Genomic DNA, 12,363 nt, shown 5'->3' with positions numbered 1-12,363 from the left:
CGGCTAGGCAACCCCAGCCGGGCCCGGATTATAACCGATCGTCCTCCACGCCCCAGCACGCGAGCGGCGGCAGCCGACGCACCGACTCCGCTCAAACCGGCTGCGGATGCAACGCAAACCAGCCGAGGAAAATAACCCCGGCAATCGCGCAGTACAAACCGAACGATGCCAGACGCCCCCGCCCTTCGAAATAGCGCATCAGGAAACGCACGCTGAGATACGCGGCGATCGCGGTCAGCACGCCGCCCAGCAGCGCGTCCGCGAGTTGGCCCGGCGCATGGAACAGCTTCGGCAATTCGAGCAAACCGGCCGCGAAAATGATCGGCGTGCCGAGCAGAAAGGAAAACTCGGCAGCCTTTTCCGCGGTCAGGCCGGCCGCATTGCCGGCGATCATGGTCAGGCCGCTGCGCGAGAAGCCCGGAATCAGCGCACCGACCTGCGCCAGACCGACCAGAAAGGCCTGGCGAAACGTCAGCTTCTCCGGCGCCTGATGCGCACGCGTGCGCTGCAGGCGATCTCCCAGCCACAGCAGCACGCCGTTGACGATCAGCGCGATCGCAACGATGCGCAGATCGTGGAAAAGGCGCTCGAGCCGCTTTTCGAGCAGCAGCCCGACCAGCCCCGCCGGAATCGTGCCGATGATCAGCGCCCACAGCATGTGCGCGTCGTCGTTGCGACGGCCGCCGAACGACGCGAAGAAGCCGCGCACCAGCGCGCACCATCGTTCGCGGAAATACCACAGGAGCGCGAGCGCGGTGCCCAGATGAAGCGCGACGAGGAAGGGCAGCAACTGCGGCGCATGTTTGTCGATGTGCATGCCGAACAGCGCGGGCACGAGCAGCGTATGGCCCAGGCTGCTCACCGGAAAGAGTTCGGTGACGCCCTGCAGCACGCTGAGGAAAATGAGAAACGACAGGTTCACGCGGCGGTCCTTGTAAGGAAAATGTCGGGAACTGCGCGCCGTCAAAGGTGGAGCGGCGCATCAAAGGCGCACCGATTATGCCGGGCTGAAATGTCAGCGCCAAGCGTTTGAGCCACATTCGGGTAAATATTGATGCGCCGCGTCACAAGCGAAAATCGCTGTTACGCCGCGGCAAACGGATCAGTTGCTTTTGGCAACCGCAGATGCGGGATCTGAAAAGATTAGCATCGCTGCGGGTCGCGCGAGATTCGCGATCACGCACCGGCAACGCAAGAGGGAGTGCCGGAGTCAGCGTCCGAGCTGGTGAAAAAAGTAGAACGTGCTGGCCGCGAACATGCCGAACAGAGCCACAGCCATTGTCATTGCAAGATCCATAACGCCTCCTTGGCCGATCCGACCCGGCAGTCGAATCACCGGGCAACGGGACGGATTATGGGTAAAGATAGTGTTTTTCCGACACCCGCAATTTCCCGGGAAGGGTTTCCCCGTAGCGCAAAGCAGAGCAAAATCCCGTGTTCCTGCGCAGCGCCTCGCGGCGTTTGCGCTGCGCTGCGCCGGCGGCGGCTCGCACTGAGGCGCCGTGCGGCCGTCTTCACTACCCTCACTTCTCAGCACATCGACCATGGCCCACTCCTCGCAGTCGGACATCATTGAGATAGCCCAGGATAACTCCGGGCTCCGCTTTGCGCCGCAAGCCGGCGGCCGTCTGCTGTCATGGACGATCGACGGCGAAGCGGTGATCCATTGGCCCGATCATGCCGACTGGAGCCACCCGGCGCGGATTCGCGGCGGCAATCCGCTGCTGTTCCCGTTTCTCGGACGGCATCGCGTCGACGGCAAGATCGGCTTCTGGCGTGACGCGAACGGCACGGTTCGGGAACTGCCGATGCACGGCTTTGCCCGCGACCTTCCCTTCGACGCCCACGCCGACGCGCATGGCGCCGGCTTGCGCATGATCCTGACCGACAGCAAAGCGACGCGCGACGGTTATCCGTTCGGCTTCCGTTTCCAGGCTGCCTACAGCCTGGTCGATGCGCGCACGCTGGAAGTCACGCTCACCACCAGCAATACCGGCAATGAGCGCTTGCCTTACTACGCGGGACATCACTTTTATTTCACGCTGCCGCATACCCAGCGCGCAGAGACTTCGATCGAACTGCCGCGCACCGAACGGCGCCACCAGCAGGACGACGGTTCGATCAGCGCCGCGGAACCGGGCGAACCCCACTACGCGCTCGACGAGGCGCGCATTCAAGACCGCTTCCATTGTCTGCGCGGCACGCCGGACCGACCGGTTCGGCTCGTCGCGCCGGGGCTGGACCGGGTCGTCACGATCGACCTGCAAAGGCCCGGCTCGGTGCCCTGGTACGCCGTGACCACCTGGACCGAAGCTGCCGAGTCGGACTTCTACTGCGTCGAGCCCTGGCTCGGCCTGCCCGACGCAATCCACAACGGCATGGGCTTGCGCTGGCTCGATGCGGGACAAACCGAGACGGCCGCATTGCGCATCACCGTCGAACCGACGCGCTCATAGCGGCATCGCGGTTCAACTGGCGGCGGTGAGCGGCGACTCCCGGCAAATTTGTCTGCGCGCGAGGCCCCGCAGCTGCCGCCGATACCGACATCCTCGCCGACCCCCTCCTCCGCGTTTTTGGAGGGCGCGCGGCAAAACCGCTAGAATCGGACGCTTTCGTCTCTACCTGCGGCGCGACGGGATCGGCGCGCCGCAGCGCTTTGCGAGGTCCAATGCTGAAAACGACAAGAATGATCAAACGACTCGCCTGCGCGTCGTTGCTGGCGGTGCTCGCTGCATGCGGGTCCGCACCGGTGGCGCCAGGGTTCTATCGGGTCGAACGGGGCGACACGCTGTCGAAGATCGCTCGCAGCAACCGGCAACCGGTGCAAAACATCGTGCGCTGGAACAACCTGAGCAATCCGGACAGCATCGAGGTCGGCCAGGTGCTGCGCGTCGTTCCGCCGGCCGGCGCGGCATCGTCGAGCGGGGCGCTGCGCAGTAGCGGCAACGGCAGCGCTGCGGCAGCGCCGCACGCGGCGCCCGCGGACAGTGCGGCAACGGCCGCGCCGGCTGCGACTATCTCGCTGGTATGGCCGGCCGACGGCACAGTGTTCCGGCGCTTCGACGGTGGCAACTCGAAGGGCATCGATATCTCCGCGGCGGCGGGGACGCCGATCGTCGCGGCGGCGCCCGGCACGGTCGTCTATGCGGGCAACGGCTTGCGGGGTTACGGCAACCTGCTGATCCTCAAGCACAATGGCGAGTATCTGACCGCCTACGCGCACAATCGCGTGCTGCTGGTGAAAGAAGGCGAGTCGGTCAAAAGCGGCGAGAAAATCGCCGAGATGGGCGACACGGACACCGACCGCGTGATGCTGCATTTCGAACTGCGTTACCAGGGCCGCTCGATCGACCCGTCGCGGGCATTGCCGCCCCGCTAGGCGCATCAGGCGCTCAGTTTCGAAGACCCGGCTTCGCGCCCTGTCCCCCTCCATTCTTTGTAAGGAAATTTGCAATGAAGAGCGCACTTGCATGCGTCGCGACAGCTGCGGCGATCGGTCTTGGCATACTGACGCTCGGCGGCCTGGGCGGCTGCTCCAGCACCACCACGATGACCTACCTGCCGAGCGGCGACACCGGCTTCGCGATCAACTGCAGCGGCAGCGACGCCAGCACGAGCTGGGCCGAGTGCTACAAACGCGCGGGCGAAGTGTGCGGCAATTACGGCTACGACGTGGTGTCGAAGGACGTGGACAACGGCGGCACATCGGGCGGCACGATCGGCGGAATTTTTGGCGCGAACGTGAAGAACCGGTCGATGGTGGTCCGCTGCAAACAGTAGCGACTCGCCGGACCCCGCGCGGTACGGCCTGGTGGCGCCTCCAGCGTCGGCAGTGCGCTTCGGGCGGGCGGCCTCGCCCACTTGAACAGCCAGCGTGCGATGGGCCACGCGCGAAGAAGACGCCGAGCAGATCATGTGCGGCGCAATGAAAAAGATAATCGGCACCGGTCGCCGAGCCTAAGAACCGGCGACGGCCCATGCGCATGCGCACCGCGAAAAAAAGCCCGGCACGAGGCCGGGCTAACGGGGGTTCGGCGCATATCGGCAAAGGACCGGTTCACCATGCGCCAGAACGAAATCTAACAATACGCATTTACAAGTGCAATCTCTTAATTACGCGATCAATGTGACAAAGCGCACCGATTCCGCAATAAGTGAATAAAAAACTGTCCGAGTTGAACCGGCCGAAAGTGCCTTACATTTTTATTAACGGCATTAACCGCGGCCAGCCGAGCTCTTCAATTAAACCCGACAGCCGCGCGCCATAACGAGTTGGTCCGACCCCACTGTAATGCCCTGAGGAAAAGCTTTTGGCGGTTTTCGGCTATCCGATTCAGCATAAATCCGACGCTTTGAAGGGCCGCGAAACTTCGTGCGCCAGCGCACGAAAGCGACTATCGATTTTTATTTAACTGCCCATTAATCAGCCACCTTCAAAGACGCGAAGATTCGCGAACGGCGTAATAATAATGATGTTATCAAACAACCGACAAATTGTGCGCACGAATTCGAATTACGCTTTTCCCGAAATCATGAAGACTCGACCGCAGGTGAGCCCATAAACGCAGCACGAGATTCGCGCCAGCCGGATCGCAAAACGCGGGCAACGGGCGTCCGGTTTGCGATTTACCTCACCCGTAAGCCCAGTTCCGTAATCAGCACGGCGGCCTGCTGATGCGAAATCGTCGCGCCCTTGAACAGCGCTGCATCGACTAGCCGCACGCCGCTCAAATCGGCGTCGCGCAGATCCGCACCGTCGAAACGCGCGCCCTTCAGGTGCGCATCCTTCAGACTGCCACCCTCGAACACCGCTTCGCGGAAATCGACCCCGGCGAGGTCGGCGTCGGAGAAATCCAGTTGCTGCAACGTGGCTTTGCGAAACGACAGCCCTCGCAGATGCGCGCCAACCAGCAGCGTTTCGACGAAGCTCAGGCCCAGCGCCGCGCAGGCCTCGAAGTTCGCGCCGGTCAGCTTGCAGCCACGGAACGACGCCGAGGCCAGTTTCGCGCGCCGCCAGCTGGTGTTGTTCAGGTCGCTCGACTGAAACTCGGCGTCGACCAGATCGGCCGATGCGAAATCCGCCTCCCGGCCGCGGCAACGGACCCAACGCGTGTGGGCGAGCGCCGCGCCGAAAAACGAAGTCTCGGCGAGGGTGCAGCGCTCGAACTCGACCCCGCGCAGATCGAGGCGCGACAGATCGGCGCCCTCGAAATCGCAGTCGGTGAAATGCAGCGGCGCGTGGTTGGGGTCCTCGCCCGCATGCCGCGCCGCGATCAGGCGCTCCACCGACGAGCGCGTCAATGTGGCGCCGCGCACCGCGCCGCCGGCGGGGGCCGCGGGGGCCGCGGACGGCGCCGTTGAATCCAGTGACATCGAGGTTCAGAATCCGTTTGAGAAGGCCCCAAGCGGACCGGAATGCGCGCTGCCATGCCGGCTCGCGCCGATGGTTTATAGTAACGGCCCCGTTCGCCCCCCGCTCACCATGACTTCCCACGACGCCCCCCAAAGTCCGCTATACGCGAAGCTGCTCGGCGAGACCGCCAAAATCGGCTGGACCGAACTCGAACGTTTTTTTGCGCGCGGCATGCTGCTGCGCGTCGCGCGCGACCTCGACCTGGTGAGCGTCGCCGAAGCCATCGCCAGCGACGATACGAGCCAGGTCACGCAATGGCTGTCCGCCGGGCTGGTCGAGCGCGTGCAGGCCGAAACGGCGGCGGATTTCGCCGCGCGCGACCCCGACCTCTGGGCGGTGGTCGTGTCGCCGTGGGTGTGCGTGCAGGAACGCACTTGAGCGACGCGGCGCGCGGCGCCGATGCGCCGGCGTCCGCCGTACCGGTGCGCTGGCACCGGCGGGTGCTTGGGCTGGCGTTCCCGATCGTCCTCGCCAATCTGACGCAGCCGATACTCGGCGCGGTCGACACGGCCGTCGCCGGTCATCTGGACAGCGCGTCTTACCTAGGCGGCGTCGCGCTGGGCGGACTGTTCTTCAACTTCGTGTTCTGGGGTTTCGGCTTCCTGCGCATGGGCACGACGGGGCTCGTCGCGCAGGCCCACGGCGCGGGGGACGACGCGCAGGTGCGCAATACGATGATCCGCGCGCTGCTGATGGCGGGTGCGATTGGCGCGGCAGTGCTGGCGCTGCAACTGCCGCTGATCGATTACGCGCTGCACGCGATCGGTGGCAGCGACGCAGTGCAGCGGCAGGCGCGCATTTACTGCCACGCGCGCATCTGGGCCGCGCCGCTTGCGCTCGCCAACTACGTAGTGCTCGGCTGGCTGCTCGGCACGCAGCGCGTGCGGCTCGCGCTGCTCTCGCAGGTATTCATCAACAGCGTGAACATCGTCGCCGTGCTGCTTTACGTCTATCTGTTCGACTGGGGCGTGGCTGGCATCGGCGCGGCCACGGCCACCGCCGACGCGCTCGGCTTCATGCTCGGCGCCGCGCTGCTATGGCACGGCAGGCCGCACGGCCTGCCCGCGCTGACGCGCGCCGCGTTGTGCGACACCGCTGCGCTCAAGCGTCTGGTCGGGCTCAATCGCGACATCTTCGTGCGCACGCTGTGCCTGCTGTCGTCGTTCGGCTGGTTCGCCCACCTGGGCGCGCGGCAAGGCGATGCGACGCTTGCCGCGAATGCACTGCTGCTCAATTTCCAGACGTTCATGGCCTATGGGCTCGACGGCTTCGCGCACGCCGCCGAGGCGCTGGTCGGCGCGGCGATCGGCGCGCGCGACAGGCATGCGTTCGCGCAGGCGGTGAAAGTCACGGCGCTGTGGTCCGCGCTCGGCGCGCTCGGCTTCGCGCTCGTGTACTGGGGCGCGGGCGCGTGGATCGTCGATCGTTTGACCGACCAGCCCGCCCTGCGCGTCGCGGCACAGACATATCTCCCGTGGGCCGCGCTATCGCCGGTGATTTCAGTGTGGGGCTTTCTGCTCGACGGTGTTTTCATCGGCGCGACGCGCACGCGTGAATTGATGGTGTCGATGATCGCGTCGCTGACAGTGTTCGTGGGCGTATCGTCCGCATTGCTGGCGCTGCACGGTAATCACGGCCTGTGGGCCGCCATGCTGATTTTCATGGCCGCCCGCGGCGTCACGCTCGCGCCGTATTTGCCGCGGGTGGCACGCGCAGTCGCGGCGCGAACGCCTGAGCTTTGCCCCTGACGTAAAGAGGCGCACCGTTGGCGCGACGATGCTGCGCTGCCCTCGTTGCGCGCCACGCTGTGGCGGCTCGAAATGCGCGCCTCGCCCGCGACGCTCGCTTTGCAACGACGTCCGCCCGCGCTCGCGGCGGGGACAGTCAGCGTGAGTCAGCAGCGCCCGTGTCCCAGCGCCGGTGCTGGGCCTTTCTCCTTCGCTCTTGCCCTCTGCGCCGCTTCGCTTGGTCGCCTGGCGCTCGTCAGGGCGCAGGCACCATCGACGGTGGCATCGTGTCGGTCGGCACGCCGTGATAGTCGGCGGGATCTTGCGGCGGCTTGCGGTGATGGCCGGACGGATTGTCCGCGCATCCGGCCAGGCCGGCAAACAGCAGCAATGCAATCATCGAAACGCGAATCATGGACATTCGTCTCTCGGGACAGAAAAGTAACGGTAGCCGGGAAACGATCCTCGGCAACCTGAGCGCCGAGAGTCTACCTGCAAAGCGTGATCCGCGACGTCGCCGCGCGCCGCCAAACCCTGCCATTTCGCGATGTGTGTCCTACTATAAGATCACGGTCGTAAGTGATAGGAGACTGCCATGGACGCTGAAACGATCGCGGGTCTGGTCGGACTTGCAATAGGTCTGCTCGTGCTGATCGCCCTGTCGATTTTCGAGTCGAAAACGTACCGGCGCGAACACGGTGGCGAAGGGATGATGCATCACTGGATGAGCCAACAGCATCTGCATATGCCGCATTGGCGGCGCCCGCGGCACTAGTCGGCAAAGAGCACGGCTAGCTTGTGCGCTTGCATGTTCGCAAGCGATGGGCTGAGTGATCCGCGGCGCGAGGCGTTGCCAAAGCGCTCTCGCTATGCGGCGGACCGGATGGACCGTTAGCGTCTCCCGCACAGTAGCGGGCCGGGGCTCGTTTGGCCGCGACGGCGCACGGCGGTGCGTGAGCCGATGCGCGCCGAGAATCGCTGCGGCACCCGCTCGCGGTGGCCGACTGTCACTTGCCCATCCCAACCGCTGGCTGCCACGCCGCGCTCCGGGCGGCGGCCGTTCTTCTACACACTGACGTCAGCGATACCGACGACCGGCGCAAGCCTTCTTCACCTTCGTCACGCTTTCCATGCGTTTCGCGGCCTGCGCAAGATGCGCGCGGGTGCGCCACGTTGCGCTGGTCCCCGGCGGGCGCACAGGCACAGGGATTGCTCACTATCCTCCTGCGAGGCGCGCATCGTGCGCACCCATTGTCCCGGCGCCCACGCGCCGAACCAGCAATGCGGCCCAGCCATCCCCGGGGCCAGACAGGGAGAACTCCAATGACCGTCGGAACCATACTGCTTATCGTGCTCATCCTGCTGCTGATCGGCGCGTTGCCGAGCTGGCCGTACAGCAGCGGCTGGGGCTATCGGCCAACCGGCGCGATCGGCGTCGTACTGATCATCGTGATCGTGTTGCTGCTGATGGGACGCATCTAGCGCGCTGTTGTAGGCCTGAGTCGAGGCTGTTTTTCACACGGGCGCAATTCGTGGTTGACGCTCAGGTGCACTACCCCGTAGAATCGCGGCTTCGTCGGAGCGTAGCGCAGCCTGGTAGCGCATCTGATTTGGGATCAGAGGGTCGAAGGTTCGAATCCTTTCGCTCCGACCACGAAAGCAATACGAAACCCGCGTAGCTCTGCAGCTTCGCGGGTTTTTTGCTTTTTGCCTGGGCCTTCGATGTGCGTCGTTCAGGTGCGTCGTCCACTGCACGGTTGACCGCCGAGCCGCCGCTCGGCTCCCCGAACCCTTCGGTTGCGAACTACCTGCCCGCATGCCACAGTGGGCAAAGACCCGCGCAGCTCATCCGCGGCAACCAGAGTCAAGGAGGCAAGCATGGATCTGATTCTCTGGCGTCACGCCGAAGCCGAAGATTTCGCCGCGGGCGACCTCGCCCGCGCGCTCACGACGCGCGGCCGCAAGCAGGCCCAAAGCGTCGCGAAGTGGCTGCGCACGCGCCTGCCGGCCGACGCCGTCGTACTCGCAAGCCCGGCCGCGCGCACCATCCAGACCGCTGAAACGCTGAGCGACCAGTATCGCGTGGTACGCGAACTCGCGCCCAACGCGAGCGCGGCCGACGTGCTCGCGGCGGCCGGCTGGCCCAGTGGTATCGCGCAGACAGTGGTAATCGTCGGTCATCAACCGACGCTCGGCCACGTCGCCGCGCAGTTGCTGGGCAACAGCTGGGCCAGTTGGCCGTTGAAGAAAGCCGGTGTCTGGTGGATTGCGAGCCGCGAACGCGACGGCAGCGAACAGGCCGTGTTGCGCGCGGCGATCACGCCCGATCTCGTCTGAAGCGAGGCGCCTGAAAATCCCCAGGCCCCCGTCACCGGTCGCGCGAATACTCCATTCGCGCGACCGCTGCTACCCCTTACAATTCGCGTGCCCGCGACTTACGGGTAGTCATCCAATCGTCACGGCTTTGCCATGCGAGCGTCACCCGGCGTTACTACATTGGCGAAAAAAGATTCCCCCTTTTTTCGATCAGGACCCCAATGCGAGAACTGCCGACGCCCACCTTGCCCCTCGCTTCGATCTTCGATACGCGCCGCCTGCCGCGCGCCGAGGAAACGGCCACCGCGCTGCATCGCCTGCAGGTCAGCTGGGCGCGCACCGACGACGAACTGCGCGAAGCGCAGCGTCTGCGCTACCGCGTGTTCGCCGACGAAATGGGCGCGCGTCTGGCGGGCCCCGCCGGTCTGGATGTCGATGCATTCGATGCCTACTGCGATCATCTGCTAGTGCGCGATCTCGACACGCTGAAAGTGGTCGGCACGTATCGCGCATTGCCGCCGCATCAGGCCGTGCGCATCGGCCGGCTGTATGCGGAAAGCGAATTCGACGTGTCGCGTCTCACGCACCTGCGCGCCAGGATGGTCGAAGTGGGCCGCTCGTGTGTGCATCCGGACTATCGCAGCGGGTCGGTGATCATGTCGCTGTGGGCCGGGCTCGCCGCGTACATGAAGCACAACGGCTATGAGACGATGCTCGGCTGCGCGAGCGTCGGGATGGTGGACGGCGGCCACTATGCGGCGAATCTGTATTGCTCGCTGCGCGAGAACGCGCTGACCGCGCCGGAGTATCGCGCGTTCGCGCACACCCCGCTGCCGGTCGATGAATTGCAGACGGGCGCCACCGTCGCGCCGCCGCCGCTCGTGAAGGGTTATCTACGACTGGGCGCGAAGATTTGTGGCGCGCCGGCATGGGACCCCGACTTCAATACCGCCGACTTTCTCACGCTGTTGCGTCTGTCCGATATCAATGCACGCTATGCCCGTCACTTTCTGGGCGATGCGTTGCCGCGCTGAACGCACAGGGCACGATGGGCGTTTGCCTCATCCGTTCAGGCGGGCATGGCGAACGGGCGCATATCAGTCGTCCGTATAAACGACACGATACGGAATGCCAACCTTCTCCCATTCCGCCGCTTCCTGAATCAGACTGTAATCGGTCAACGGATTATTGGTTACCCATTCGTTCGGCAAGCGCACCTCGTAGCCGCCGTTGGCCTGCGCGACCATGATGCCTGGCAAGCCGACATCCGCACGGCGGCGGCACAGCAGCGCCGCGAGCCGCAGACAGAATAGCAAGGGCCACTCCACTTCCCGAGTTTGCGACAGCTTGCCGAGCTTACCCGCATGACCGAGCACCAGCGCCGCGAGGCGCGCCTGGTCGGTGCGCGAAAAGCCAGGCATGTCCGCGTTGCTGGCGATGTAGGCCGAATGCTTGTGATAGGCACTGTGCGAAATGGACAGCCCGATCTCATGCAGGGCCGCCGCCCAGCCGATGAACGTGCGGTTTTCCACGCGGCGTTCTTCGTCGGGCTCGGCGAACTGATTGTAGAAGCTCACCGACAGCTCACCGATTCGCGCAGCCTGTGCGCGATCTACGCCATAGCGGCGCATGAAGCCTTCCACCGTGACCGTGCGCATGTCTTCATGCTGCGAACGGCCGAGCAGGTCGTACATCACGCCGAGGCGCAATGCGCCGTCCGTCGTGTCGACGTAATCGACGCCCAGTTCGTCGAACACCGCGATCATGATCGACAGGCCGCCGGCCAGCACCGGAATGCGGTCGGCCTTCAACGCGACCAGCTTCAGCCGGTTGACGTTCTCCGCCTTGATCAACGCGCGCTTGAGCCGCTCCAGCCCGCCGCGCGAAATGCCATGCGTCACGCCCGGGTCATTGAAGTTGTTCGCCTCCACCAGCTCGGCTAATGCACGCGCCGTGCCCGACGAGCCGATTGCCTGTTCCCAGCCCGTCTTCCTGTAGTCGGCGGAAATGATCTGGATTTCGCGGCCGGCGGCGAGTTCGGCCTGGCGCATCGTGTATTCGTCGACGTTGCCGGCGGGGAAAAAACCGCGGCTATGACTCACGCAGCCGATATACAGACTCTCCATCTTGATCGGCGTGTAGTGCGAACCGATGATGAATTCCGTCGAGCCACCGCCGATGTCGACCACCAGCCGCTTGCCGGCGTGCGCCGGCACCGAGTGCGCAGCGCCCGCATAGATCAGGCGCGCTTCCTCGCGCCCGGCGATCACTTCGATGGGGAAGCCGAGCGCGGCCTGCGCCTCGCCGAGAAATTCACTGGCGTTCTTGGCGATGCGCAGCGTGTTGGTGGCGACCGCGCGAACGTGATCGGGGTGAAAGTCGCGCAGCCGTTCGCCGAAGCGCTTGAGCGCGTCCCAGCCACGCACCTGCGACGCGCGATCGAGCATCTTGTCGCGCGACAGACCGGCAGCAAGGCGCACCGGCTCGCGCAATGCGTCGACCTGGTAGATCTGGCTGCCCGCGTCGGTTTCCTCCACCCGGCCGACGATCAGCCGGAAGCTGTTCGAACCGAGATCCACGGCAGCGAGAAGTTGGGGCGTATTGACCATCGGGTAAGCGGACTCCATGCGCGCTAGCGCGGTGGCGGCGGCTGCGGGTCGGCCCGCTGCTCTGGGCGCCTCATGACCGGCCGCGCTGCTCAAAGACGCCATTCTAAGCGTACCGGAGCTCATGATGTCACCTCGCAACGATGGGTTTGCGCTAGCGTCCCATAAGCATTGCGTCATGTTGACGACACCGGGCGAATACAGCGTAGAATTTAAACCATCGAGAATGCCATAACAACGTCATCATACTGTGAGAATTTCCGAGCGTCTTTCCGCCTCTCTTCCCAACATATCATTCTCG

At 64.7% G+C, this 12,363-nt stretch carries 13 protein-coding genes and 1 tRNA gene; 10 read left to right on the top strand and 4 right to left on the bottom strand.

What is annotated here, in order from left to right; all coding sequences use genetic code 11:
- Nucleotides 1–91: 91 nt before the first annotated feature.
- Complete coding sequence (locus ABQJ48_RS05020; RefSeq protein WP_367836394.1) at nt 92–922, bottom strand: undecaprenyl-diphosphate phosphatase; 831 nt, start codon at nt 920–922, stop codon at nt 92–94.
- A 622-nt stretch (nt 923–1,544) separates the two neighbouring features.
- Between ABQJ48_RS05020 and ABQJ48_RS05015 the strand changes: the two genes are divergently transcribed.
- From ABQJ48_RS05015 to ABQJ48_RS05005, 3 genes are all read left to right on the top strand, one after another.
- Nucleotides 1,545–2,456 (top strand): aldose epimerase family protein, encoded by a 912-nt coding sequence (locus ABQJ48_RS05015; protein WP_367836393.1) that lies wholly within the window; start codon nt 1,545–1,547, stop codon nt 2,454–2,456.
- Nucleotides 2,457–2,668: 212 nt separating this feature from the next.
- Nucleotides 2,669–3,379: a peptidoglycan DD-metalloendopeptidase family protein gene (locus tag ABQJ48_RS05010; protein WP_367836392.1), complete on the top strand. Its 711-nt coding sequence runs from the start codon at nt 2,669–2,671 to the stop codon at nt 3,377–3,379.
- A gap of 74 nt (nt 3,380–3,453) precedes the next feature.
- Nucleotides 3,454–3,780 (top strand): hypothetical protein, encoded by a 327-nt coding sequence (locus tag ABQJ48_RS05005; RefSeq protein WP_367836391.1) that lies wholly within the window; start codon nt 3,454–3,456, stop codon nt 3,778–3,780.
- 846 nt (nt 3,781–4,626) lie between these two features.
- Here ABQJ48_RS05005 and ABQJ48_RS05000 read toward each other — a convergent pair.
- Nucleotides 4,627–5,373, bottom strand: coding sequence for a pentapeptide repeat-containing protein (locus ABQJ48_RS05000; RefSeq protein WP_367836390.1), 747 nt, complete (start codon nt 5,371–5,373; stop codon nt 4,627–4,629).
- 109 nt (nt 5,374–5,482) lie between these two features.
- Here ABQJ48_RS05000 and ABQJ48_RS04995 point away from each other — a divergent pair, with 109 nt between their 5' ends.
- Both ABQJ48_RS04995 and ABQJ48_RS04990 read left to right on the top strand, forming a co-directional pair.
- Entirely contained in the window at nt 5,483–5,791 is a 309-nt protein-coding gene (locus tag ABQJ48_RS04995; RefSeq protein ID WP_367836389.1) for a DUF2288 domain-containing protein, read from the top strand.
- A complete protein-coding gene (locus ABQJ48_RS04990; RefSeq protein WP_367836388.1) occupies nt 5,788–7,161 on the top strand; it encodes an MATE family efflux transporter in 1,374 nt (457 codons plus the stop codon). The genes ABQJ48_RS04995 and ABQJ48_RS04990 overlap by 4 nt, the downstream gene beginning before the upstream one ends.
- A gap of 235 nt (nt 7,162–7,396) precedes the next feature.
- Here ABQJ48_RS04990 and ABQJ48_RS04985 read toward each other — a convergent pair whose 3' ends face one another.
- Complete coding sequence (locus ABQJ48_RS04985; RefSeq protein ID WP_367836542.1) at nt 7,397–7,561, bottom strand: hypothetical protein; 165 nt, start codon at nt 7,559–7,561, stop codon at nt 7,397–7,399.
- A gap of 174 nt (nt 7,562–7,735) precedes the next feature.
- On the opposite strand from ABQJ48_RS04985, the gene ABQJ48_RS04980 reads away from it, so the two are divergent.
- The 5 genes from ABQJ48_RS04980 (at nt 7,736) to ABQJ48_RS04960 (ending at nt 10,490) form a co-directional block, all read left to right on the top strand.
- Nucleotides 7,736–7,915 (top strand): hypothetical protein, encoded by a 180-nt coding sequence (locus tag ABQJ48_RS04980; RefSeq protein WP_367836387.1) that lies wholly within the window; start codon nt 7,736–7,738, stop codon nt 7,913–7,915.
- 548 nt (nt 7,916–8,463) lie between these two features.
- Nucleotides 8,464–8,622 (top strand): DUF3309 family protein, encoded by a 159-nt coding sequence (locus ABQJ48_RS04975; protein WP_367836385.1) that lies wholly within the window; start codon nt 8,464–8,466, stop codon nt 8,620–8,622.
- Between the two features lie 95 nt (nt 8,623–8,717).
- Nucleotides 8,718–8,794: transfer RNA gene (locus ABQJ48_RS04970), tRNA-Pro, on the top strand.
- 224 nt (nt 8,795–9,018) lie between these two features.
- The gene (locus ABQJ48_RS04965; RefSeq protein WP_367836384.1) at nt 9,019–9,477 is read left to right on the top strand and encodes a SixA phosphatase family protein; all 459 of its coding nucleotides are present in this window, start codon (nt 9,019–9,021) and stop codon (nt 9,475–9,477) included.
- Between the two features lie 200 nt (nt 9,478–9,677).
- Complete coding sequence (locus ABQJ48_RS04960) at nt 9,678–10,490, top strand: GNAT family N-acetyltransferase (protein ID WP_367836383.1); 813 nt, start codon at nt 9,678–9,680, stop codon at nt 10,488–10,490.
- A gap of 63 nt (nt 10,491–10,553) precedes the next feature.
- On the opposite strand, the gene ABQJ48_RS04955 is transcribed toward ABQJ48_RS04960, so the two are convergent.
- Nucleotides 10,554–12,188, bottom strand: coding sequence for a Ppx/GppA phosphatase family protein (locus ABQJ48_RS04955; RefSeq protein ID WP_367836382.1), 1,635 nt, complete (start codon nt 12,186–12,188; stop codon nt 10,554–10,556).
- Nucleotides 12,189–12,363 lie beyond the last annotated feature (175 nt).

Source organism: Paraburkholderia suaedae, from assembly GCF_040812055.1.
GTDB lineage: Bacteria > Pseudomonadota > Gammaproteobacteria > Burkholderiales > Burkholderiaceae > Paraburkholderia.
The sequence above is the reverse complement of the archived record's forward strand: the minus strand, read 5'-3'. Positions and strand labels throughout refer to the sequence as shown.